Below are 21851 nucleotides of genomic sequence, written 5' to 3' on the forward strand. Positions count from 1 at the left end.
TCATGCCGCGACTTTCCCTCTCCGCCCTGGCACCGCTGCTGTTGCTGTGCCTGGCCGCCCAGGCCCACGCCGACAGCTACATCACCCGCCTGTTGAACAAACCGGTGCCCGGCGGCGTGGCCGTGGTGGACCTGGGCAGCGCAGCCCTGGCGCCGAAAGCCAGCTATCAGGGCAAGCCGGTGCTGGTGGTCAAGGAACAGAACAACTGGCTGGCGATTGTCGGCATCCCGTTGACCGTCCAACCCGGCACCCAGCAGATCAGCAGCGGCGGGACCACCCAACCGTTCGTGGTCGGCTACAAGAAATACCCCGAACAGCACATCACCCTGGCGAACAAACGCCAGGTCAACCCGAACCCGGCGGACCTCAAGCGCATCGACGCCGAACTGGCCGTGCAATTGAAGGCCTACCGCAGCTTCAGCCCGAACATCCCCAGCAACCTGCTGCTGGACAAACCCGTCAACGGCCCGCTGTCGAGCAAGTTCGGTGTGCGCCGCTTCTTCAACGGCGAAGAACGCAACCCCCACGCGGGCCTCGACTTCGCCGTGCCCGCCGGTACGCCCATCAAGACCCCGGCCGCCGGCAAGGTGATCCTCACCGGCAACTACTTCTTTAACGGCAACACGGTGTTCGTCGACCACGGCCAAGGCTTCATCAGCATGTTCTGCCACATGTCGAAGATCGACGTGAAGGTCGGCCAGCAACTGGCACGGGGCACGGTGGTGGGCAAGGTCGGCTCCACGGGCCGGGCGACCGGGCCGCACATGCACTGGAACATCAGCCTGAACGATGCACGGGTGGATCCGGCCATTTTTATCGGGGCGTTTCAGCCCTGAAATGTGCTGAGGCTCCTGGTCTCTTCGCGAGCAAGCCCGCTCCCACATAGGGATCTCCTGCGAACACAACATTTGCAACCCACAGAGATCCCCTGTGGGAGCGAGCTTGCTCGCGGTGACGCCCCCCATCACCACCCTCCCGCAAATTGCCAAGCTCAAAACATCGACGCAATTCCTGATATCCATACCTGACACATGCGCGATTAAATCTCGCAAACCCGCCAAAAATCAGAACTTCTCTCAATTTTTTCCGACTGCTTGCGATCCTCCCCTCACACGGTTAGGGTTGAGGGCATGAAAACCTCTCACACCCTCATCCAGCTTCGCCAGCACCGCAGCCTGTGCCTCGTCAGCGCACGACTGCCGGGCTGAATCGCGGCACCTCGTCCAGGCTATGAAGCCACCCCCGTTCGAACCACCGGCAGGCCGCCTTTTTCCGGCCACGACAACAAAAGGATTCCCCCGATGAGCATGCTCAAAGACCCGTCTTCCAAGTACCGCGCCTTCCCGACCATCAACCTGCCGGATCGCACCTGGCCGTCGAAGACCATCACCGCCGCGCCGATCTGGTGCAGCTCCGACCTGCGTGACGGCAACCAGTCGCTGATCGAGCCGATGGACGCCGCGAAGAAGCTGCGCTTCTGGAAAACCCTGGTCGCCGTCGGCGTGAAGGAAATCGAAGCGTCGTTCCCGGCCGCTTCGCAGACCGACTTCGACTTCGTGCGCACCCTCATCGAAGAAGGCCACATCCCGGACGACACCACCATCCAGGTGCTGACCCAGGCTCGCGAAGACCTTATTGCGCGGACCTTCGAATCCCTGCGCGGGGCGAAGAAAGCCATCGTCCACCTGTATAACGCCACCTGCCCGTCGTTCCGCCGCATCGTGTTCAACCAGGACAAGGAAGGCGTGAAGGAAATCGCGGTGAACGCCGCCAAGCTGTTCGTCAAATACGCCGCGCAGCAACCCGAAACCCAGTGGCAGTTCGAGTACTCGCCGGAAACCTTCAGCGCCACCGAGCTGGAGTTCGCCAAGGAAGTCTGCGACGCGGTGATCGAGGTCTGGAACCCGACGCCCGAGCGCAAGGTGATCCTCAACCTGCCGGCCACCGTGGAAGTCGCCACCCCGAACATCTACGCCGACCAGATCGAATGGTTCGGCCGCCACATCAACCGCCGTGACAGCGTGATCATCAGCCTGCACACCCACAACGACCGTGGCACCGGCGTAGCCGCCACCGAGCTGGGCCTGATGGCCGGCGCCGACCGTGTCGAAGGCTGCCTGTTCGGCAACGGCGAGCGTACCGGCAACGTCGACCTGGTGACCGTGGCACTGAACCTCTACACCCAAGGCATCGACCCTGAGCTGGACTTCTCCGACATCGACGGCGTGCGCAAGGTGGTCGAGGAATGCAACCAGATTCCGGTGCACCCGCGTCACCCGTACGTGGGCGACCTGGTCCACACCGCGTTCTCCGGTTCGCACCAGGACGCCATCCGCAAGGGCTTCGCCCAGCAGAAACCGGACACCCTGTGGGAAGTGCCGTACCTGCCGATCGACCCGGCCGACATCGGTCGCAGCTACGAGGCGGTGATTCGGGTGAACAGTCAATCCGGCAAGGGCGGCATCGCCTACCTGCTGGAACAGGAATACGGCATCAGCCTGCCACGGCGCATGCAGATCGAGTTCAGCCAGGTGGTCCAGCGCGAAACCGATCGCCTCGGCCTGGAGATGACCGCCCAGCAGATCCACGCCCTGCTCCACAGCGAGTACCTGCAAGCCAACACCCCGTATGCGCTGGTCAGCCATCGCCTGCAGGAAGAAAACGGCAACAGCGCGGTGGAAGTCGAAGTGGCCAGCAAGGGCCAGGGCGAGACCAACCTGCATTGGCGCGGCAAGGGCAACGGCGCCCTGGAAGCCCTGGTGGCCGGCCTGCCGGTGCCGGTGGAAATCATGGACTACAACGAACACGCCATCGGCGCCGGGACCAACGCCAAGGCTGCGGCCTACATCGAGCTGCGGGTCAACGGTGAACGCGCGGTGCACGGTGTGGGCATCGATGAAAACATCACCACCGCCAGCTTCAAGGCACTTTTCAGCGCGCTGAACCGCTCGCTGAGCCAGACAGAAGCCAAAGCGGCCTGATCCGCCGCTGAATACAAAAAAGCCCCGGGGTGTGAACCCCGGGGCTTTTTTGTGGGCTGGCATTAACGGACGTTCTGCGTTCGGCTCTTGTAGGAGCGCGCTTGCTCGCGAAGACGGCGGCTCAGCCCCCCAATGTCAAGCATGGGTGTCGACAGGGCCGGCCATCGCCTGCAGCAACGATGCCCGCAAGGTTTGCAAGGCAGCCTGGGTGCCCATGATCTGGGTCTGGATGGCCATCGCCTGCTGGGTCTTCTGTTCGGCGCTGGCCTGGCTCTTCTGCACTCGCGCCAGCTCAGCTTGCTGCTGGGCCAGGAGCTTCTCGGCCTGCTCGATTTGCTTCTTCAACTGCTCGACGACATCGATACCGCCGCTGGAAGGCGCACCGGCAACGTTGGCGCCGCTGGTATCGACTTTCAGTGTTTTCCCCTTCTCATCGCCAGCTTCGGTCGCTGTCGTGGTAGTCGCCGTTTCTTCGCCAGCGCCCTTGATCCGAACGGTGGGGGCCGAAAGCGGATAAGGGTTTACGGTAGTTGCGCTGATAGTGGTCATGGGTACGCCTCCTTGGATGACCTTCTATCGGCCTGCGCCCCCCTTTCTAAAGGGCTGAATCGTTACATTTAGATGAATTCGAAGTCATCTGCATCCAGGTTCGCGGGAAACCGCGTGCGGTACGCCGCCAGGTCGGCTGCGTTCAAGCGCACCGTGAACACACCGTCGGCGTCGCCGGCGCTGAGCAAGGTCTCGCCCTGGAAATCCAGCACCTGGCTATCGCCGGTGTAGGCGAAGCCCTTGCCATCGGTACCGATGCGGTTCACCGCGGCGACATAACACAGGTTCTCGATCGCCCGGGCCGGCAGGAGCCGGTTCCAATGCTGGCGACGCGCACCTGGCCAGTTGGCGGTGTACAGCAGCAGGTCGGTGTCCTCGGCGTCGCGGCTCCAGACCGGAAAGCGCAGGTCGTAGCAGATCAGCGGACGAACCCGCCAGCCCTTGAGCTCGAACAGCACCTGGCGCTCCCCCGGCGTGTAGTGGTTGTGCTCCCCCGCCATGCGAAACAGATGACGCTTGTCGTAATGCAGCACTTCACCGTCCGGCCGCACCCAGAGCAGGCGGTTGCGGTGGCTACCGTCGGCGGCCTGGACAATCAGGCTGCCGGTGATCACCGCATCGAGCCGCGCCGCCTGGGTGCGAAGCCACACGCTGGTAGGGCCGTGCTCCGGCTCCGCCAGGGTGTGCGACGCCATGGAAAACCCGGTGGTGAACATTTCCGGGAGGATGATCAGGTCCGCCCCGCGTGCCTGCTCCAACAGGCCTTCGAAATGCTCCAGGTTGGCCTGGCGATCGTGCCAGGCCAGCGTGGTCTGGATCAGGGCAATGTCGAGGTTCGGCAACGCGCTCAAATCACGCATAGTTTTTCCGCCGCTTCACGCAGCGTCTCCTCGCGCTTGGCAAAGCACAGGCGCACCAGGCGCTGGCCTTGGGGTGGGTCCTGATAGAACACCGACACCGGAATCGTCGCCACGCCGTGTTCACGGGTCAGCCAGACCGCCATGTCGACGTCGTTCAGGTCCGGGCGGATCTGGCTGTAATCCACCAGCTGAAAGTAAGTCCCGGCCACGCGCTTGAAGCTGAACCGCGACGGAGCCAGCAGATCGCAGAACAGGTCACGCTTGGCCTGGTAGAAGGCCGGCAGCTCATCGACGTGCTCGGGGTGCTCGGCCATGTAGTCGGCCAGGGCGTACTGCAACGGCGTCACACCGCAGAAACTGACGTACTGATGGACCTTGCGCAGCTCCGCGCTCAGAGCCGGCGGTGCCACGACGTAGCCGGTTTTCCAGCCCGTGACGTGATAGGTCTTGCCGAACGAACTGACCACGAAGGCCCGCTGGTACAGTTCTTCGTGGGCCAGCACGCTGGCATGGGACACACCGTCGAACACCAGGTGTTCATAGACTTCGTCGCTGACGAGGTAGATATCGCGGTCGCGAATCAACGTCGCCAACCGATCCAGCTCGGCGCGGCTGATCAGCGCGCCGCTGGGGTTGTGCGGGGTGTTGAGGATGATCATGCGGGTACGCGGGCTCAAGGCTTCGCCAAGCTTCTGGAAGTCGATGGCGAAATCTTCCAGGCCCAGTTGCACGTGCACGCAACGCCCACCGGCCAACGTTACGGCGGGCTCGTAGCTGTCATAGCAAGGGTCGAACACGATCACTTCGTCACCACGGTGGACCACGGCGGCAATGGCACAGAAAATCCCCTGGGTCGCACCAGGCGTCACGGTGATCTCCTGGTCGGCATCGACGCTGGCGCCGTAGCTGCGGGTGATTTTCGCGGCGATCTGCTGGCGCAAGGCCGGCAGGCCGGTCATGGGCGAATACTGGTTATGGCCTTGGGCAACATGCCGACCGACCGCATCGCGCAAGGCCTGCGGGCCATCGAAATCGGGAAACCCCTGGGACAGGTTCAGCGCGCCGGTCTGCGCGGCAAGCTGGGACATCTGGGTGAAAATGGTGATGCCGACGTTTGGCAACTTGCTGGTGATCATCAACGGTCCCTTGCTCTGCCCCCGGCTCTGGCGCGGCGCGGGAGAGACCGAGAATAGCCCAATCGTCGGGCATGAAAAAGGGTGCCCAGGGGCACCCGATATCACTCAATGACATCACAGCCATCCCGACACAGAACCCTGTGGCGAGGGGATTTATCCCCGCTGGGTTGCGCAGCAACCCCAAAGCAGTGAATTCAATCTACCTGACACACCGAGTTGTGGGTTTTAGGGCTGCTACGCAGCCCAGCGGGGATAAATCCCCTCGCCACAGGTTCTGTGTGCTGTCTCTGTGGGCAAAGCCCTCTGAGCAGTCAATCAACGCTTGTCGCGACGCTTCTTGTCGGCCTTCTTGTGGTGCGACATCAAGCGGCGCTTCTTGTTGACCTGGCGGTCGGTGAGCGTGTTCTTGTTGCCTTCGTACGGGTTCTCGCCGCCCTTGAACTCGATGCGGATCGGCGTGCCGACCAGCTTCAGGACGCGGCGATAGGTGTTTTCCAGGTAACGGACGTAGGACTTGGGCACCTTCTCGATCTGGTTACCGTGAATCACGATGATCGGCGGGTTGGCGCCACCCAGGTGGGCGTAACGCAGCTTGATCCGACGGTTGTTGACCATCGGTGGCGCGTGCTCGCCGACGGCGTCTTCGAGGATCTGGGTCAGGCGGTTGGTCGGCCAGCGGGTGACCGCCGACTTGAACGAGTTCTGCACCGAGGCGTAGAGGTTGCCCACGCCCGTGCCGTGCAGGGCCGAGATGAAGTGGATGTCGGCGAAGTCGACGAAGAACAGCCGGCGCTGCAATTCGACCTTCACGAAATCCCGCTCGCTGGGCGTCATGCCGTCCCATTTGTTGATCGCGATGACCAATGCGCGACCGGCCTCCAGGGCAAAGCCCAGCAGGTTCAGGTCGTGATCGACCACGCCTTCGCGCGCGTCCATCACGAAGATCACCACGTTGGCGTCCTTGATCGCTTGCAACGTCTTGACCACGGAGAATTTTTCGACTTCTTCGTGGATCTTGCCGCGCTTGCGCACACCAGCGGTGTCGATCAGCGTGTACTTCTCTTCGTTGCGCTCGAAGGGAATGTAGATGCTGTCGCGGGTGGTGCCGGGCTGGTCATACACGATCACCCGGTCTTCACCGAGCATGCGGTTGACCAGGGTCGACTTGCCCACGTTCGGACGGCCAATGATGGCGATCTTGATACCGTCTTTTTCGCTCGGGCCCGGAATACGCTTGGCTTCTTCGCCTTCGGCGACGATTTCCTCTTCGCCCTCTTCCGGCTCGTCTTCATCGTCCTTCGGGAAGTCCGCCAGGGCGATTTCCAGCAGTTGGCTGATACCACGGCCGTGGGCACCGGCGATCGGGATCGCCTGGCCCATGCCCAACGGTGCGAATTCGGCGCGGGCCATGTCCGGGTCGATGTTGTCGACCTTGTTGGCCACCACGTGGGAGCGCTTGTTACGTTTGCGCAAATGCTCGGCGATCATCTGGTCGGCGGCGGTAAAACCGGCCTTGGCGTCTACCAGGAACAGCACCACATCGGCTTCTTCGATGGCGAGCAACGACTGCTCGGCCATTTTTTCGTCCATGCCGTGTTCATCACCGGAGATGCCGCCGGTGTCGACCAGGATATAGGTACGCCCTTGCCACTTGGCCTCACCGTATTGGCGATCACGGGTCAGACCGGACAAGTCGCCGACAATGGCGTCGCGAGTCCTGGTCAGGCGGTTGAACAAGGTGGACTTGCCGACGTTCGGTCGGCCCACCAGGGCGATTACGGGAACCATGCGGCTCTCCACTTCGTTATTTCAGAAAATACAAAAGCCGCTGCGAGGCAGCGGCTGGTGCTCGGAGGCCGTCCTGTGGGAGCGGGCTTGCTCGCGAAAGCGGTGTGTCAGTCGAGAATTTGTCTTCTGATACGCCGTATTCGCGAGCAAGCCCGCTCCCACAAAGGACAGGCCGCTTGAGGTCTAGCCCCAAGCATAGTCTTACTTGATGGTCAGGGCTTCCAGCTTGCCGCTGTTGCCATACACATAAATCATGTTGCCCACCACCAGCGGACGGGCACGCAGGCCGTCGCTGTCGATGCGCTCACGGCCGACGAAACGGCCGTCTACCTGGCTGAGCAGGTGCAGGTAACCTTCCAGGTCACCCACTGCAACGTAGCTGGAGAACACTTCCGGGGCCGACAACTGGCGGCGGGCCAGGGAATCATTGCTCCACAACGCGGTGGTGGAACGCTCGTCGACGCCTTCGACCGTGCCCGAGGACAGGCTCACGTAGACGCTGCCAAACCCTTGGGCGACACCGGCGTAGCTGGACGCATCGCGTTGCCACAGCGGACGACCGCTTTCCAGGTCCAGTGCGGCCACGCGGCCCTGGTAGCTGGCGACGTACAGTGTACCGCCGGACAACAGCAGGCCGCCGTCGATGTCGACCACGCGCTCCAGTTCCGAACGACCTTGCGGCACAGCAACGCGCTGCTCCCACACCGGCACGCCGTTGGAGATGTCCAGGGCGACCACCTTACCCGTCGACAACCCAGCCACCGCGAGGCGGTTGGTGACGACAGGCGCACTGGTGCCGCGCAGGGTCAGTACTGCCGGTGTGCTGTCATAGACCCAGCGCTGGTTGCCGGTGGCGGCATCCAGGCCGATCAGACGATCATCCTGGGTCTGGACCACGACCACGTCACCGTTGGTGGCCGGCGGGGCGAGCACTTCACTGGACACGCGGGCGCGCCATTTCTCTTCACCGCTGCTCGCATCGAGGGCGACGATCTCCCCCTTGAGCGTGCCGATCATGACCAGACCGTAACCCACGCCCACGGCGCCGGACACGGGCAGTTCGAGATCCTTTTCCCACTTGGTGTCGCCGTTCATGCGATCCAGTGCATACACTTCACCGGTGACGTCACCGGCGTAGATCGTGTCGCCATCGATGGCCGGCACCAGCATGTTGTAGGTTTCGCCCTGGCCTTCGCCGATGGAACGGCTCCATTGCTTCTGCAGCACGACTTCTTCTTTGAAATCGGTCAGCTCGGCCGGGGGCAGTTCTTTCTTGCTGTTGCTGCTGCAACCCGCGGCCAGAATGGCCAGGGTCAGCAATGCTGCATGTTTCCAACGGATCACGTCACGCATCCCCTTTGGCCAGGTCGTCCAGCTTGATTTGCAGGCCACCGACTGCGGCTTCATCCGACAGCGCAGCCTTGGCTTTTTGGTAGGCCGCGTGAGCCTCATCGGTGCGCCCCAGCTGTACCAGCAGGTCGCCCTTGAGTTCTTCGCGGGTCGCCAGGAAGGCCTTGTCGGCATCGCCGTCAAGCAACTTCAGGGCGTCTTCGGTCTTGTTCTGTGCCGCCAGCACCTGCGCCAGGCGCTGTCGCGCCACTTCGCCCAGGGTCGGGTTGGCCGGCTTGTCGACAATGCCCTTGAGCTCGGTGGCGGCGTCGTCCAGCTTGCCGTTGTCCACCGCTACCTTGGCCACGAACAGGCGACCGTACTGCGCGTACGCGGTGCCGCCGAACTCGCTGTTGAGCTTGCCGGCCAGATCCGCGACACGTGCCGCGTCAGGCTTGCCGTCTGGCGTCAGGGTGGTTTCCAGCAATTGCTGATAGAGCACCGAGGCGCCTTGCGACTGGTTGTTCTGGTATTTCTGGTAGGCCTGCCAGCCGAACACGATGACCAGCGCCAACAGGCCGCCAGTGACCAGCGGCTTGCCATTGCGCGTCCACCAGTCCTTCAAATCCGCCAGCTGTTCATCTTCGGTACTCGACACCCCAATACTCCTTAATCGCTAAATCGGCTGTTTGACAGCTTCAACCCTGCACGACGCAGGTGGCCAGGTGTGCAGCAAGCGCATCCCAGGCAATGCTTTGTTGTTCGCCCTGGCCACGCAGGGGTTTGAAACCTACCACTTGTTGGGCCAGTTCGTCGTCACCAAGGATCAGTGCATACAGCGCACCGCTCTTGTCGGCCTTCTTGAACTGGCTCTTGAAGCTGCCGGCACCGGCGTTGATCTGCAGGCGCAGGTTGGGCAACTGGTCGCGGACCCGCTCACTCAGCGACAATGCCGCCAGCTCGGCCGCTTCGCCGAACGCGCAGAGGTAGACGTCAACCTGACGGGACAGCGCCTGCGGCACCTTGTCCAAGGCCTCGAGCATCAGCACCAGGCGCTCGATGCCCATGGCAAAGCCCACGCCCGGGGTCGGCTTGCCGCCCATCTGTTCCACCAGCCCGTCGTAGCGGCCGCCGGCACACACGGTGCCCTGGGCGCCGAGCTTGTCGGTGACCCATTCGAATACGGTCTTGCTGTAGTAATCCAGGCCACGGACCAGTTTCGGGTTGATCACGTAGGGAATGCCAGCGGCGTCGAGACGAGCCTTGAGCCCTTCGAAGTGCACGCGGGACTCTTCGTCCAGGTAGTCGGCCAGCTTCGGCGCATCCACCAGCACGGCCTGGGTGTCCGGATTCTTGGTATCCAGCACCCGCAGCGGGTTGGTCTTGAGCCGACGCTGGCTGTCTTCGTCCAGGTGCTCGAGGCGGGCCGAGAGGAACTCCACCAACGCGTCACGGTAGCGAGCACGGGCTTCGGCGGTGCCGAGGCTGTTGAGCTCCAGCTTGACCGCGTCGCGGATGCCCAGCTCACCCCACAGGCGCCAAGTCAGCACGATCAGTTCGGCGTCGATGTCCGGGCCATCGAGGTTGAACACTTCGCAGCCGATCTGGTGGAACTGGCGATAACGGCCTTTCTGAGGACGCTCGTGACGGAACATCGGGCCGATGTACCAGAGCTTCTGCACCTGGCCGCCACCGGTGATGCCGTGCTCGAGCACTGCACGTACGCACGCCGCCGTGCCTTCAGGGCGCAGGGTCAGCGAATCGCCGTTGCGGTCGTCGAAGGTGTACATCTCTTTTTCAACGATGTCGGTCACTTCACCAATCGAGCGCTTGAACAGCTCGGTGAACTCGACGATCGGCATGCGGATCTGCCGGTAACCGTAGTTATCCAGCAAACGCGCCACGGTGCCCTCGAAATAACGCCACAGGGGCGTCTGCTCGGGCAGGATGTCGTTCATGCCACGAATGGCTTGCAGGGACTTGCTCACAGGTTTTCCTTAAATTCGTTCGATCAGCCGCGCGCGATCACCGCTGCGTCGGCCTCGACCTTCTCGGCCGCCTTCTCGCGGATCAGCCGTTCCAGCTCATCCACCAGATTGTCATTCGTCAATTTCTGCGACGGCTTGCCGTCGATGTAAATCAGGTTCGGCGTACCGCCGGTGAGGCCGATATGGGCCTCCTTGGCTTCGCCCGGCCCGTTGACCACGCAGCCAATCACCGCGACATCCAGCGGCACCAGCAGATCTTCGAGTCGCCCTTCCAGCTCGTTCATGGTCTTGACCACATCGAAGTTCTGCCGCGAGCAGCTCGGGCAGGCGATGAAGTTGATGCCACGGGACCGCAGGTGCAGGGACTTGAGGATGTCGTAGCCGACCTTCACTTCCTCGACCGGGTCCGCCGCCAACGAGATGCGGATGGTATCGCCAATCCCTTCGGCGAGCAGCATACCGAGGCCGACGGCGGATTTCACCGTGCCCGAACGCAACCCGCCCGCTTCGGTGATGCCCAGGTGCAGCGGCTGGACGATTTCCTTGGCCAGCAGCCGGTAGGCTTCAACGGCCATGAACACATCGGAGGCCTTCACGCTGACCTTGAAGTCCTGGAAGTTCAGGCGTTCGAGGTGCTCGACGTGACGCAGCGCCGACTCGACCAGCGCCGCCGGGGTCGGCTCGCCGTATTTCTTTTGCAGGTCTTTTTCCAGGGAACCGGCGTTCACCCCGATGCGAATCGGGATGCCACGGTCGCGGGCGGCATCCACCACGGCACGCACGCGGTCTTCGCGACCGATGTTGCCGGGGTTGATGCGCAGGCAATCCACACCCAACTCGGCCACGCGCAGGGCGATGCGGTAGTCGAAGTGGATGTCGGCCACCAAGGGGACCTTGACCAGTTGCTTGATCTTGCCGAATGCCTCGGCGGCGTCCATGTCCGGCACCGAAACCCGCACGATGTCGACACCGGCGGCTTCCAGGCGGTTGATCTGCGCGACCGTGGCGGCCACGTCATTGGTGTCGCTGTTGGTCATGCTCTGCACAGCGATAGGAGCATCGCCGCCCACGGGCACGTTGCCGACCCAGATTTTTCGGGATTCGCGACGCTTGATAGGAGATTCGCCGTGCATGACTTATTGACCCAACTTCAGGCGAGCGGTCTCGCCACTGGTGAACGGGGCCACATCGACCGGCTGGCCGTTGTAGCTGACCTGTGCGCCACGGGCATACCCCAGGCGTACGGCGAAAGGCGGCTTGCCATTGATGGACGTGCTGTCGCCCTTGCGCTTGAGGCCACTGAACAGGACCTTGCCGTTGCCGTCGGTGACCTGGGTCCAGCAGTCGGCGGTGAACTGAATCTGGACCTGGCCTTCACCGGCTGCCGGGGCAACCGAGGTCGCCGGAGCGGCTGGGGCGGCTGGAGCGGCCGGCACTGCCGGAGCGACTGGAGCGGCGTGGGTGGCAGGCGCAGCCACTGTTGGCGCTGGCGTGCCTGGCGCGGCAGGGGCGGTGGCAATCGGTGCGCCGCCCGTGCTCGGGGCAGCAGGCGTGGTCGGTGCCGGGACAGCTGGCTCAGCGCCGGCCTGGGCGTCGGCATCGTCCGGGCTTTGTGGCAGCGCCAGATTGGTCTCGCCTTCGGCCTGGCCTTCCACGACGGCCTGGTCTTCCGGCTCGTCCAGCGGATGGATCTGGGTCGTGCCGTCGGCGCCTTCGACCTCGACGTGCTCGGAGTTCATCGCCACCGGCTCTTTGTTGCGCTGGGACGTCTGGTCCTGCCACCAGACGAAACCGCCACCGATCACCGCGATCAGCAACAACAGGCTGACAATGCGCAGGATCGTGTGGGAAACACGAACTGGCTCCTCGATGCGTCCCAGGCTGTGCACATTGCTGCCCTGGGCGTCGGAACCGGTGTATTGATCGAACTGCTGGACCAGAACGGTCTGGTCCATGCCGAGCAACTTGGCATAGGCGCGGATATAGCCGCGGGCGAAAGTGTGCCCGGGCAGCTTGTCGAACGCGCCCGCTTCCAGGTTGCTCAGGGAAGTCACGGTGAGATTGAGCTTGTGGGCCACTTCGGCCAGCGACCAACCATTGCTTTCGCGGGCTTGACGCAGGGTCTCACCGGGATTTACGCGAGTCGCTGCTACAACTTCGGGATGCGCCGCTTTCATCATTGCTCCGACAGGTATTGCTGATATTCCGGCGTACCGGGATAGAGTCTTTTGAGTTGCAGGCCATAACTTGCAGCCTTGTCGCGATCTTCAAACACATGTGCCAGCCGAACGCCGAGCAATAGACTACGTGCATTTTGCTCGCTGAGCAGGCTAAAACGCTCGTAGTAGTCACGCGCGGGCACATAATGCCTGTCTTCGTAGGACAACTCAGCCATTTCCAGCAGGGCCCGCGGTTGTTGGCGGTTGAGGCGCAGGGCCTTTTCCAGCTGCTGGCGGGCCAGGTCTCGCTGGCCCAGTTGCGCGGCCGTCATGCCAAGGTTCTCGAATACCCGCGAGCGCTCTGGGTAAAGGGTGTCGGCGGCGGCCTGCTCGAAGCGCTCGTAGGCTTCCTTGTAACGCTTCTGCTCGTAAAGAAAACCGCCGTAGTTGTTCAGGATCCGTGCGTCCTGGGGCCGTGCCGAAAGCGCCTTGCGAAAATGCTGGTCGGCCAGCTCCGACTCCAGTTCGGCCTGGAACACCAGGGCCAGGGCCGCGTTGGCGTCGGCGTCATTGTCGTCCAGGTCCAGGGCTTTCTTGAGCGGGACCTTGGCCCGTTCGGTCATGCCCTGCTGCAAGTAGCCAATGCCCAGCTGTACATAGGCCGCACGCGCCTCATCGCGCCCCTTGCTGGTTTTCATCGGGTTGTAGTCACCCGACAGAACACAACCGGAACACAGCCCGGCCAACAGCAAGATGAGCGCGAAGCGCAGGGACATAGAGTTCCTCTCTTAGTGACTGTTCGCAGCGTTCTGCGCCACATCGTCGGAGGCGTTCAACTCGCGCACGGCAATGTAGCGTTCGCTGCGACGGGTGCGATCCAGCACCTGCCCTACCAATTGGCCACACGCGGCATCGATGTCTTCGCCGCGGGTGGTGCGCACGGTGACGTTGAAGCCAGCGTGGTGAAGCTGATCCTGGAAGCGACGAATCGCATTGTTGCTCGGACGCTCGTAACCGGAATGCGGGAACGGGTTGAACGGGATCAGGTTGATCTTGCACGGGATGTTCTTGAGCAGTTCGATCATCTCGACCGCATGCTCGACTTTGTCGTTCACATCCTTGAGCAAGGTGTACTCGATGGTCAGCACGCGCTTCTCGCCCAGGGCCGACATGTAGCGCTGGCATGACTCGAGCAGCATCTTAAGCGGATACTTCTTGTTGATTGGCACCAATTGGTTACGCAATGCGTCATTGGGTGCGTGCAGCGACAACGCCAGGGAGACGTCGATGTGCTTGGCCAGCTCATCGATCATCGGCACCACGCCGGAGGTGGACAGGGTCACCCGACGCTTGGAAATGCCATAGCCCAGGTCATCCATCATCAAGTGCATGGCCGAGACGACGTTGTCGAAGTTCAGCAGCGGCTCACCCATGCCCATCATCACCACGTTGGTGATGGCACGGTCGACGGTCGCCGGGACGCTGCCAAAGGATTTGTTGGCAATCCACACCTGGCCGATCACTTCGGCGGCGGTGAGGTTGCTGTTGAAGCCTTGCTTGCCGGTGGAGCAGAAACTGCAATCCAGGGCACAGCCTGCCTGGGACGAAACGCACAAGGTGCCGCGTTTGCCCTGGGGAATGTAGACGGTCTCGACGCAGCTGCCGGACGCCACGCGCACCACCCACTTGCGGGTGCCGTCGCTGGAGATGTCCTCGCTGACCACTTCGGGGCCGCGAATCTCGGCAACCGCCTTGAGCTTCTCGCGCAAGGCCTTGCCGACATTCGTCATGGCGTCGAAGTCGTCGACGCCGAAGTGGTGAATCCATTTCATCACCTGGCCGGCACGGAAACGCTTCTCCCCGATCGAGTCGAAAAATTTCTCCATTTCCGGCTGGGTCAGGCCCAACAGGTTGGTTTTGCCGTTCGATGTAGTCATGGATTCACCTTCACTCAAAAGCCTGGGCTTAGCGAGTGGTTACTTCAGTAGCGGAGAAAAAGTAAGCGATTTCGCGAGCAGCAGCGGCTTCGGAGTCCGAACCGTGAACGGCGTTGGCGTCGATGGACTCGGCGAAGTCAGCACGGATGGTGCCGGCAGCCGCTTCTTTAGGGTTGGTGGCGCCCATCAGCTCACGGTTGCGAGCGATAGCGTTTTCGCCTTCCAGAACCTGGACGACAACCGGACCGGAAGTCATGAAGGCAACCAGTTCACCGAAGAAACCGCGCTCGCTGTGCTCGGCGTAGAAGCCTTCGGCCTCGGCCTTGGACAGTTGCTTCATTTTCGAAGCTACAACGCGCAGGCCAGCGTCTTCGAAGCGGGTAACGATCTTGCCGATGACGTTTTTAGCAACGGCGTCAGGCTTGATGATGGAGAAAGTACGTTGAACAGCCATGGTGTAACTCCAGAAACGATAATTTGTGAAAAATTAAACCCGCGAATTATACGCGGGTTCAGGGGTATTGCCTAACCTGCCGGGTCGATCAGTCGATTTCTTCGATCCAGAGCGTCTGAACCGCCTCCAGGACCTTCTCGCCGCAACGGCCGGAAGCATTGTCGAAGTCGGGCAGCTCCATGATCCATCGCTGCAGATCGACGAAGTTGACCGTCAACGGGTCTACGTCTGGCTTCGCTTCGGCCAATTCCTCAGCGATGCGCCGTACATCATTCCAACCATAGCTCATGACAGTGTCACCATCAGTGCGGCGCTTCGGCCGCATGGTTAAGCGAATATTTCGGGATCTCCACCACCAGGTCCTCGGTGCCGACCTTGGCCTGGCAGGTCAGGCGCGACGTCGGCTCCAGGCCCCAGGCGCGATCCAGGTAGTCTTCTTCGAGCTCATCGGCTTCGTTCAGCGAGTCAAACCCTTCGCGAATGATGCAATGGCACGTGGTGCAGGCACAAACGCCGCCGCAGGCGCTTTCGATCTCGATGTGGTTGTCGTGGGCCACTTCCAGCAGGGATTTGCCGGTTTCGGCCTCGACCACCATACCGTCCGGGCAGTGCTCGGCGTGTGGCAGAAAAATGATCTGCGGCATCAGTTATTCCTCGATTTCATTCAGGTTGCGCCCCGCCAGGGCGGCCTTGACTGTCGAGTCCAGGCGGCGGGCAGCAAAGGCATCGGTGACGCTCGACAGACGCTTGGTCTGCTGCTCGATGGCATGGCCATCGGTGCCCTTGATCAATTCGGACAGTTCCTGCATCTGCAATTCGATGACCATGCGCTCTTCGGCGTCCAGCAAGCGATCGCCATCGGCCTCGAGGGCACCCTGCACCGCTTCGATCAGGCGCTGGGCATCGACTTGTTGCTCGCGCAGCACGCGGGCCACCTTGTCGTCGCCGGCGTACTGGAACGAGTCCTTGAGCATCCGGGCGATTTCGCCGTCGGTCAGGCCATAGGACGGCTTGACCTGGATGCTTGCCTCGACACCCGAACCCAATTCGCGGGCGGTGACGTTGAGCAAGCCGTCGGCATCGACCTGGAAGGTCACGCGGATCTTCGCGGCACCGGCCACCATCGGCGGGATGCCACGCAGTTCGAAGCGCGCCAGGGAACGGCAGTCGCTGATCAGCTCACGCTCGCCTTGCAGCACGTGAACCATCATGGCCGACTGGCCGTCCTTGTAAGTGGTGAAGTCTTGGGCGCGGGCGACGGGAATGGTGGTGTTGCGCGGAATCACCTTCTCCATCAGGCCACCCATGGTCTCGAGGCCCAGGGACAGCGGAATCACATCGAGCAGCAGCAGTTCGCCGCCGTCACGCTTGTTGCCGGCCAGGGTATCGGCCTGGATCGCGGCGCCGATGGCCACCACCTGGTCCGGGTCGATTTCCGTCAGCGGCTGACGGCCAAAGGCTTCGGCCACGGCCTGGCGAACGCGAGGCACACGGGTCGAGCCACCGACCATGACCACGGCCTTGACGTCTTCGAGCTCGACGCCCGAGTCACGCACGGCGCGACGGCAAGCCTTGAGGCTGCGGGCGACCATGGGTTCGATCAATGCATCGAAGGCTTCACGGCTCAGCACAGCGCTCCAGCCTTCGTAGTGCACTTCAACGCTGGCGGCGTCGGTCAGGGCTTCCTTGGCGGCGCAGGCGGTTTGCAGCAGGTGGCGCTGCGCACCCGGATCGAGGTCGGCGGACAAGCCCGCCTGCTCGATGATCCAGCCGGCAATGGCGTGGTCGAAGTCGTCACCGCCCAGGGCGCTGTCGCCGCCGGTGGCCAGGACCTCGAAAACACCGCCGGTCAGGCGCAGGATGGAAATATCGAATGTACCGCCGCCCAGGTCGTAGATCGCGACGAGGCCTTCGGCGTGCTGGTCCAACCCATAGGCCACCGCCGCGGCAGTCGGCTCGTTGAGCAGGCGCAGCACGTTGAGGCCGGCCAGCTTGGCCGCATCCTTGGTGGCTTGACGCTGAGCGTCGTCGAAGTAGGCCGGGACGGTGATCACCGCACCCACCAGCTCGCCGCCCAATGCGGCTTCGGCACGCACGCGCAGGACCTTGAGGATGTCGGCCGACACCTGCACCGGGCTTTTCGGCCCCTGCACGGTGTCGATGAACGGCATGTGGGATTCGCCGCCAACAAAACGATACGGCAGTTGGTCGCCCAGTTGCTTGACGTCGGCCAGGCCGCGCCCCATCAAGCGCTTGACCGACACGACGGTGTTCAGCGGGTCAGTGGAGGCGGCCAGCTTGGCCGATTCACCCACCTCGACGCGGTCGGCGTGGTAGCGAACGGCGGATGGCAGGATCACCTGCCCCTGCTCGTCCGCCAGCGGTTCGGAGAGACCGCTGCGCAAGGCAGCGACCAGGGAATTGGTAGTACCCAAGTCGATTCCCACTGCCAGGCGACGCTGGTGGGGTTGTGGACTTTGGCCGGGTTCGGCGATCTGCAGTAGGGCCATCGTAATCAGGACTTATCTGTAATCAGGCGTGCGACCGGAGCGGCACTGGGTTAATCGTCGAGGCGCTCTTCGAGCTGGCGCACTTCGTAGGTGAGCTTGTCGAGGAACTGCATGCGCCGCATCAGGCGTTCGGCCTGTTCGCGTTGCGCGGCATCGTTCCAGCAGGCTGCGAAGCTTTCGTTCAGTGTGTGCTGGGCGTCTTTGAGACGGCGCTTGAAGGCCGCGACACCGGCCAGGTCGGCGCTCTCCTGGAGGTCTTCGAGCTCTTCGCGCCACTGCATCTGCTGCAGAAGAAACTCAGGGTCGTGCACCGTGACTTCCAGGGGCAACTCATGACCGCTGATGGCGAGCAGGTAGCGCGCGCGCTTGGCCGGATGCTTGAGCGTCTGGTAGGCCTCATTGAGGTTGGCAGACTGCTCCAGCGCCCGGCGCTGCTCGGCTTCGGAGGCATCGGCAAACCGGTCCGGGTGTACACCCCGGGCCAGCTCCAGGTAACGCGCGGACAACTGATCGAGATCCAGCTGGAACGCAGGCTGCATCTGGAACAAGGCAAAATGACAAGGAGTTCCCACGAGCCGCCTCAGATGTTGAAGCTTTCGCCGCAGCCACACTCACCGCGTACGTTGGGGTTGTTGAACTTGAAGCCTTCGTTCAACCCTTCCTTGACGAAATCCAGCTCGGTGCCGTCCAGGTACGTCAGGCTCTTCGGGTCGATGATCACTTTCTGACCATGACTTTCGAACACCTGGTCGTCTTCGCCCACTTCATCGACGAATTCGAGCACGTAGGCAAGGCCAGAGCAGCCCGTGGTGCGAACACCCAGGCGGATACCCTCGCCCTTGCCGCGCCCCGCGAGGGAACGCTGCACATGTTTAGCTGCCGCTTCTGTCATCTGGATAGCCATGGAAACTCCTTAGCGGTGCGCGGATCAGATCAAGCCTTTCTTCTGCTTGTAATCGCGAACGGCGGCCTTGATGGCGTCTTCAGCGAGTACCGAGCAGTGGATCTTCACTGGCGGCAGGGCCAGTTCTTCGGCCAGCTGGGTGTTCTTGATGGTTTCGGCTTCATCAAGGGTCTTGCCCTTCATCCACTCGGTGGCCAGGGAGCTGGACGCGATGGCCGAACCGCAGCCATAGGTCTTGAACTTGGCATCTTCGATGATGCCTTGCTCGTTGACCTTGATCTGCAGGCGCATCACGTCGCCGCATGCCGGGGCGCCGACCATGCCAGTGCCGACATCAGGATCCTGCGCGTCCATCTTGCCGACGTTGCGCGGGTTCTCGTAGTGGTCGATGACCTTTTCGCTATATGCCATTTGCTTCAATCCTCATCAGTGAGCCGCTCTGGTGGCGACTTCTTCAGTGCGCAGCCCACTCGATTTTCGAGATGTCGACGCCGTCTTTGTACATGTCCCACAGCGGCGACAAGGCGCGCAGCTTGGTGACGGCCTCGCAGACTTTCTGCGCGGCGTAATCGATTTCCTCTTCGGTGGTGAAGCGGCCGAAGGTGAAGCGAATCGAGCTATGGGCCAGTTCGTCGTTGCGGCCCAGGGCGCGCAGTACGTACGAAGGCTCGAGCGAAGCCGAGGTGCAAGCCGAACCGGACGACACAGCCAGGTCCTTGAGTGCCATGATCAGCGACTCGCCTTCAACGTAGTTGAAGCTCAGGTTCAGGTTGTGCGGGACGCGGGCGGTCATGCTGCCGTTGACGTAGAGTTCTTCGAGGTGCTCGACCTGCTTGAAGAAACGGTCGCTCAGGGCCTTGATGCGCACGTTCTCGGCGGCCATGTCTTCCTTGGCGACGCGGAAGGCTTCGCCCATGCCGACGATCTGGTGGGTCGCCAGGGTGCCGGAACGCATGCCACGCTCGTGACCGCCACCGTGCATGGTCGCTTCGATGCGCACACGCGGCTTGCGGCTGACGTACAGCGCGCCGATGCCTTTGGGACCATAGGTCTTGTGGGCCGAGAAGGACATCAGGTCGACCTTGAGCTTCGACAGGTCGATCTCGACCTTGCCGGTGGACTGCGCCGCGTCGACGTGGAACAGCACACCCTTGGAACGGGTCAGCTCGCCAATGGCGGCGATGTCGTTGATGGTACCGATTTCGTTGTTCACGTGCATGATCGAAACCAGGATGGTGTCGTCGCGCAGCGCGGCTTCAACCATGGCCGGGGTGATCAGGCCGTCTTCACCCGGCTCGATGTAGGTGACTTCGAAGCCTTCACGCTCCAATTGGCGCATGGTGTCCAGGACAGCCTTGTGCTCGACCTTGGAGGTGATCAGGTGCTTGCCCTTGGTGTGATAGAAATGCGCGACACCCTTGATTGCCAGGTTGTCGGACTCGGTGGCACCGGAGGTCCAGACGATTTCACGTGGGTCGGCATTGACCAGATCGGCGACCTGGCGACGAGCGTTTTCAACCGACTCTTCGGCTTTCCAGCCGAACACGTGGGAACGGGACGCCGGGTTACCGAAGTTTCCGTCGACCAGCAGGCATTCACTCATTTTTTGCGCGACACGTGGATCAACCGGGGTGGTCGCAGAGTAATCAAGGTAAATCGGCAATTTCATGGACTCTCTCCTAAATCAGGCTGGCTGGCGTTCCGCGTGCTCTGCGGCGGTCATTCGACGGCGGACGCTTCAATCTTGTCCAGGTGCGGCGCCCTGCCATTGCAACGGCGCTGGTCCTGACGCTGGGCTACTTCTTGCACCTCACGGCGGGTGACAAGGTCGGCCAAGCTGATACCGCTCAGAAACTCGTGGATCTGCAGGCTCAAGTCGCACCACAGGTGATGGGTCAGGCAAGTATCGCCGCCATGGCAGTCGCCCAGCCCTTGGCATTTGGTCGCATCGACCGATTCGTTCACGGCATCGATCACCTGGGCGACCTGGATGCCTTGCATTTCACGGGACAGCTGGTAGCCGCCGCCGGGGCCGCGCACGCTGGAGACCAGGTTGCTGCGGCGCAGCTTGGCGAACAGCTGCTCAAGATAAGACAGGGAAATGCCTTGGCGCTCGGAGATATCGGCCAGGGACACCGGCCCGTGCTGCGCGTGCAATGCCAGATCCAGCATTGCGGTCACGGCGTATCGGCCTTTTGTAGTCAGTCGCATGGACAATTACCACGGAGTTCGGAATGGGGGCGAGTATGCAATTCCCGAGTATTTAAGTCAAGTATAAGACCTAGTGGGTTACTCGGATTTACCCGCGAAAGAGCGCGCGCATGATAGCAAAGGCTTGGCGGGCAGGACCAGTGATACCGCGTTATCGTTCTTCGCGAGCAAGCTCGCTCCCACAGGGGGTCTGCGTCGTACATGAGTGATGTGCTCGACAGAGATCCCTGTGGGAGCGAGCTTGCTCGCGATGAGGCCAGCAGGGTCTCAGCTGGCCTGGCTTTCATCCTTGTCCTGCACACACGCAAAGTCTTCCTCGCGCAGTTCAGGCAGGTCCTTGGCACAGTAATTACTGCCCAGTTCCTTCAGGGCGCCGCACATCCCCTCCAGGCGACCATCGACGGCCTGCAGGTGATCGAGCAACTGGTTGATCGCGCGCGCCACCGGGTCGGGCATGTCTTCGCCGACACCGTAGGCATCGAAGCCGATCTTCTCGGCCATGGCTTTGCGCCGGGCATTCTGCTCGTCATCGGACTTGACGATGATCCGCCCCGGAATACCGACCACGGTCGCCCCGGGCGGCACAGCCTTGGTCACCACGGCGTTGGAGCCGACTTTGGCCCCCGCGCCCACTGTGAACGGCCCGAGTACCTTGGCGCCCGCCCCCACCACCACGCCGTCTTCCAGCGTCGGGTGGCGCTTGCCTTTGTTCCAACTGGTGCCGCCGAGGGTCACGCCCTGGTACAGGGTCACGTCATCACCGATCTCGGCGGTTTCGCCGATGACGATGCCCATGCCGTGGTCGATGAAAAACCGCCGACCGACCTTGGCGCCAGGATGGATCTCGATCCCGGTCAACCAGCGTCCGAAGTTCGAGACCAGCCGCGCCAGCCATTTCCAGCCCATGTTCCACAACGCGCCAGACAACCGATGCAGCCAGATGGCGTGCATTCCCGGGTAGCAGGTCAGCACTTCAAAGGCATTGCGCGCCGCCGGATCACGATGAAAAACGCTTTGGATATCTTCACGCAAACGTTCGAACATT

The 21851-nt window shown here is 62.2% G+C and carries 23 protein-coding genes; 2 read left to right on the forward strand and 21 right to left on the reverse strand.

The genetic code is table 11. From position 1 onward, the window contains the following. Positions 1 to 2 precede the first annotated feature (2 nt). Together V5F23_RS22825 and leuA are read left to right on the forward strand one after the other, a co-directional pair. Positions 3 to 836, forward strand: a complete 834-nt coding sequence (locus tag V5F23_RS22825) for a peptidoglycan DD-metalloendopeptidase family protein (RefSeq protein WP_053147806.1) — start codon at positions 3 to 5, stop codon at positions 834 to 836. Positions 837 to 1301: 465 nt separating this feature from the next. Beyond that, complete coding sequence (gene leuA, locus V5F23_RS22830; protein ID WP_053147801.1) at positions 1302 to 2981, forward strand: 2-isopropylmalate synthase; 1680 nt, start codon at positions 1302 to 1304, stop codon at positions 2979 to 2981. 135 nt (positions 2982 to 3116) lie between these two features. On the opposite strand, the gene V5F23_RS22835 is transcribed toward leuA, so the two are convergent. The 21 genes from V5F23_RS22835 to cysE all read right to left on the reverse strand — a co-directional run bounded on the left by V5F23_RS22835 (position 3117) and on the right by cysE (position 21850). Then, entirely contained in the window at positions 3117 to 3530 is a 414-nt protein-coding gene (locus tag V5F23_RS22835; protein ID WP_042727984.1) for a hypothetical protein, read from the reverse strand. Positions 3531 to 3598: 68 nt separating this feature from the next. Next, a complete protein-coding gene (locus V5F23_RS22840; RefSeq protein WP_042727985.1) occupies positions 3599 to 4390 on the reverse strand; it encodes an amidohydrolase in 792 nt (263 codons plus the stop codon). After that, complete coding sequence (locus tag V5F23_RS22845) at positions 4378 to 5526, reverse strand: pyridoxal phosphate-dependent aminotransferase (RefSeq protein ID WP_047736788.1); 1149 nt, start codon at positions 5524 to 5526, stop codon at positions 4378 to 4380. Before V5F23_RS22845 ends, V5F23_RS22840 begins: the two co-directional genes overlap by 13 nt. A gap of 315 nt (positions 5527 to 5841) precedes the next feature. Next, the gene (gene der / locus V5F23_RS22850; RefSeq protein WP_042727987.1) at positions 5842 to 7314 is read right to left on the reverse strand and encodes a ribosome biogenesis GTPase Der; all 1473 of its coding nucleotides are present in this window, start codon (positions 7312 to 7314) and stop codon (positions 5842 to 5844) included. A 201-nt stretch (positions 7315 to 7515) separates the two neighbouring features. Then, complete coding sequence (gene bamB / locus V5F23_RS22855; protein ID WP_047736791.1) at positions 7516 to 8667, reverse strand: outer membrane protein assembly factor BamB; 1152 nt, start codon at positions 8665 to 8667, stop codon at positions 7516 to 7518. Next, a complete protein-coding gene (locus tag V5F23_RS22860) occupies positions 8660 to 9301 on the reverse strand; it encodes a tetratricopeptide repeat protein (RefSeq protein ID WP_042727989.1) in 642 nt (213 codons plus the stop codon). The genes bamB and V5F23_RS22860 overlap by 8 nt, the downstream gene beginning before the upstream one ends. Positions 9302 to 9341: 40 nt before the next feature. After that, positions 9342 to 10631, reverse strand: coding sequence for a histidine--tRNA ligase (hisS, locus tag V5F23_RS22865; protein ID WP_047736793.1), 1290 nt, complete (start codon positions 10629 to 10631; stop codon positions 9342 to 9344). 23 nt (positions 10632 to 10654) lie between these two features. Then, positions 10655 to 11764 (reverse strand): flavodoxin-dependent (E)-4-hydroxy-3-methylbut-2-enyl-diphosphate synthase, encoded by a 1110-nt coding sequence (gene ispG / locus V5F23_RS22870; RefSeq protein WP_020795607.1) that lies wholly within the window; start codon positions 11762 to 11764, stop codon positions 10655 to 10657. Positions 11765 to 11767: 3 nt separating this feature from the next. After that, positions 11768 to 12808 carry a RodZ family helix-turn-helix domain-containing protein gene (locus V5F23_RS22875; protein ID WP_123579934.1) on the reverse strand — a complete coding sequence of 347 codons (1041 nt, stop codon included), beginning with the start codon at positions 12806 to 12808 and terminating at the stop codon, positions 11768 to 11770. Continuing rightward, on the reverse strand, positions 12808 to 13566 hold the full coding sequence (pilW, locus tag V5F23_RS22880; protein ID WP_042727992.1) for a type IV pilus biogenesis/stability protein PilW: 759 nt from the start codon (positions 13564 to 13566) through the stop codon (positions 12808 to 12810). Before pilW ends, V5F23_RS22875 begins: the two co-directional genes overlap by 1 nt. Positions 13567 to 13578: 12 nt before the next feature. Next, positions 13579 to 14727, reverse strand: a complete 1149-nt coding sequence (gene rlmN, locus V5F23_RS22885) for a 23S rRNA (adenine(2503)-C(2))-methyltransferase RlmN (RefSeq protein ID WP_042727993.1) — start codon at positions 14725 to 14727, stop codon at positions 13579 to 13581. Positions 14728 to 14755: 28 nt separating this feature from the next. Beyond that, positions 14756 to 15181 (reverse strand): nucleoside-diphosphate kinase, encoded by a 426-nt coding sequence (ndk, locus tag V5F23_RS22890; RefSeq protein WP_042727994.1) that lies wholly within the window; start codon positions 15179 to 15181, stop codon positions 14756 to 14758. Positions 15182 to 15269: 88 nt separating this feature from the next. After that, entirely contained in the window at positions 15270 to 15470 is a 201-nt protein-coding gene (gene iscX, locus V5F23_RS22895; RefSeq protein ID WP_042727995.1) for a Fe-S cluster assembly protein IscX, read from the reverse strand. Between the two features lie 13 nt (positions 15471 to 15483). Continuing rightward, entirely contained in the window at positions 15484 to 15825 is a 342-nt protein-coding gene (gene fdx / locus V5F23_RS22900) for an ISC system 2Fe-2S type ferredoxin (protein WP_042727996.1), read from the reverse strand. Positions 15826 to 15828: 3 nt separating this feature from the next. After that, entirely contained in the window at positions 15829 to 17691 is a 1863-nt protein-coding gene (gene hscA / locus V5F23_RS22905) for a Fe-S protein assembly chaperone HscA (protein ID WP_212802996.1), read from the reverse strand. 50 nt (positions 17692 to 17741) lie between these two features. Further along, entirely contained in the window at positions 17742 to 18263 is a 522-nt protein-coding gene (gene hscB / locus V5F23_RS22910; protein ID WP_047736804.1) for a co-chaperone HscB, read from the reverse strand. Positions 18264 to 18271: 8 nt separating this feature from the next. Next, positions 18272 to 18595 (reverse strand): iron-sulfur cluster assembly protein IscA, encoded by a 324-nt coding sequence (gene iscA, locus V5F23_RS22915; RefSeq protein ID WP_030139597.1) that lies wholly within the window; start codon positions 18593 to 18595, stop codon positions 18272 to 18274. 24 nt (positions 18596 to 18619) lie between these two features. Next, on the reverse strand, positions 18620 to 19006 hold the full coding sequence (gene iscU / locus V5F23_RS22920; protein ID WP_003185157.1) for a Fe-S cluster assembly scaffold IscU: 387 nt from the start codon (positions 19004 to 19006) through the stop codon (positions 18620 to 18622). 43 nt (positions 19007 to 19049) lie between these two features. Further along, positions 19050 to 20264 (reverse strand): IscS subfamily cysteine desulfurase, encoded by a 1215-nt coding sequence (locus tag V5F23_RS22925; RefSeq protein ID WP_042727999.1) that lies wholly within the window; start codon positions 20262 to 20264, stop codon positions 19050 to 19052. 50 nt (positions 20265 to 20314) lie between these two features. Further along, positions 20315 to 20806 (reverse strand): Fe-S cluster assembly transcriptional regulator IscR, encoded by a 492-nt coding sequence (gene iscR / locus V5F23_RS22930; RefSeq protein ID WP_042728000.1) that lies wholly within the window; start codon positions 20804 to 20806, stop codon positions 20315 to 20317. 267 nt (positions 20807 to 21073) lie between these two features. Next, positions 21074 to 21850: a serine O-acetyltransferase gene (gene cysE / locus V5F23_RS22935; RefSeq protein WP_042728001.1), complete on the reverse strand. Its 777-nt coding sequence runs from the start codon at positions 21848 to 21850 to the stop codon at positions 21074 to 21076. Position 21851 lies beyond the last annotated feature (1 nt).

Source organism: Pseudomonas sp. WP18, from assembly GCF_036689585.1.
In the GTDB taxonomy this organism is placed as follows: Bacteria; Pseudomonadota; Gammaproteobacteria; order Pseudomonadales; family Pseudomonadaceae; genus Aquipseudomonas; species Aquipseudomonas chlororaphis_E.

What these genes read in the sequence shown, in the direction of transcription:
- V5F23_RS22825 (WP_053147806.1), top strand. Translation starts at nt 3, where the DNA reads ATGCCGCGACTTTCCCTCTCCGCCCTGGCACCGCTGCTGTTGCTGTGC.
- leuA (WP_053147801.1), top strand. Translation starts at nt 1,302, where the DNA reads ATGAGCATGCTCAAAGACCCGTCTTCCAAGTACCGCGCCTTCCCGACC.
- V5F23_RS22835 (WP_042727984.1), bottom strand. Translation starts at nt 3,530, where the DNA reads ATGACCACTATCAGCGCAACTACCGTAAACCCTTATCCGCTTTCGGCC.
- V5F23_RS22840 (WP_042727985.1), bottom strand. Translation starts at nt 4,390, where the DNA reads ATGCGTGATTTGAGCGCGTTGCCGAACCTCGACATTGCCCTGATCCAG.
- V5F23_RS22845 (WP_047736788.1), bottom strand. Translation starts at nt 5,526, where the DNA reads ATGATCACCAGCAAGTTGCCAAACGTCGGCATCACCATTTTCACCCAG.
- der (WP_042727987.1), bottom strand. Translation starts at nt 7,314, where the DNA reads ATGGTTCCCGTAATCGCCCTGGTGGGCCGACCGAACGTCGGCAAGTCC.
- bamB (WP_047736791.1), bottom strand. Translation starts at nt 8,667, where the DNA reads ATGCGTGACGTGATCCGTTGGAAACATGCAGCATTGCTGACCCTGGCC.
- ispG (WP_020795607.1), bottom strand. Translation starts at nt 11,764, where the DNA reads ATGCACGGCGAATCTCCTATCAAGCGTCGCGAATCCCGAAAAATCTGG.
- V5F23_RS22875 (WP_123579934.1), bottom strand. Translation starts at nt 12,808, where the DNA reads ATGAAAGCGGCGCATCCCGAAGTTGTAGCAGCGACTCGCGTAAATCCC.
- pilW (WP_042727992.1), bottom strand. Translation starts at nt 13,566, where the DNA reads ATGTCCCTGCGCTTCGCGCTCATCTTGCTGTTGGCCGGGCTGTGTTCC.
- rlmN (WP_042727993.1), bottom strand. Translation starts at nt 14,727, where the DNA reads ATGACTACATCGAACGGCAAAACCAACCTGTTGGGCCTGACCCAGCCG.
- ndk (WP_042727994.1), bottom strand. Translation starts at nt 15,181, where the DNA reads ATGGCTGTTCAACGTACTTTCTCCATCATCAAGCCTGACGCCGTTGCT.
- iscX (WP_042727995.1), bottom strand. Translation starts at nt 15,470, where the DNA reads ATGAGCTATGGTTGGAATGATGTACGGCGCATCGCTGAGGAATTGGCC.
- fdx (WP_042727996.1), bottom strand. Translation starts at nt 15,825, where the DNA reads ATGCCGCAGATCATTTTTCTGCCACACGCCGAGCACTGCCCGGACGGT.
- hscA (WP_212802996.1), bottom strand. Translation starts at nt 17,691, where the DNA reads ATGGCCCTACTGCAGATCGCCGAACCCGGCCAAAGTCCACAACCCCAC.
- iscA (WP_030139597.1), bottom strand. Translation starts at nt 18,595, where the DNA reads ATGGCTATCCAGATGACAGAAGCGGCAGCTAAACATGTGCAGCGTTCC.
- iscU (WP_003185157.1), bottom strand. Translation starts at nt 19,006, where the DNA reads ATGGCATATAGCGAAAAGGTCATCGACCACTACGAGAACCCGCGCAAC.
- V5F23_RS22925 (WP_042727999.1), bottom strand. Translation starts at nt 20,264, where the DNA reads ATGAAATTGCCGATTTACCTTGATTACTCTGCGACCACCCCGGTTGAT.
- iscR (WP_042728000.1), bottom strand. Translation starts at nt 20,806, where the DNA reads ATGCGACTGACTACAAAAGGCCGATACGCCGTGACCGCAATGCTGGAT.
- cysE (WP_042728001.1), bottom strand. Translation starts at nt 21,850, where the DNA reads ATGTTCGAACGTTTGCGTGAAGATATCCAAAGCGTTTTTCATCGTGAT.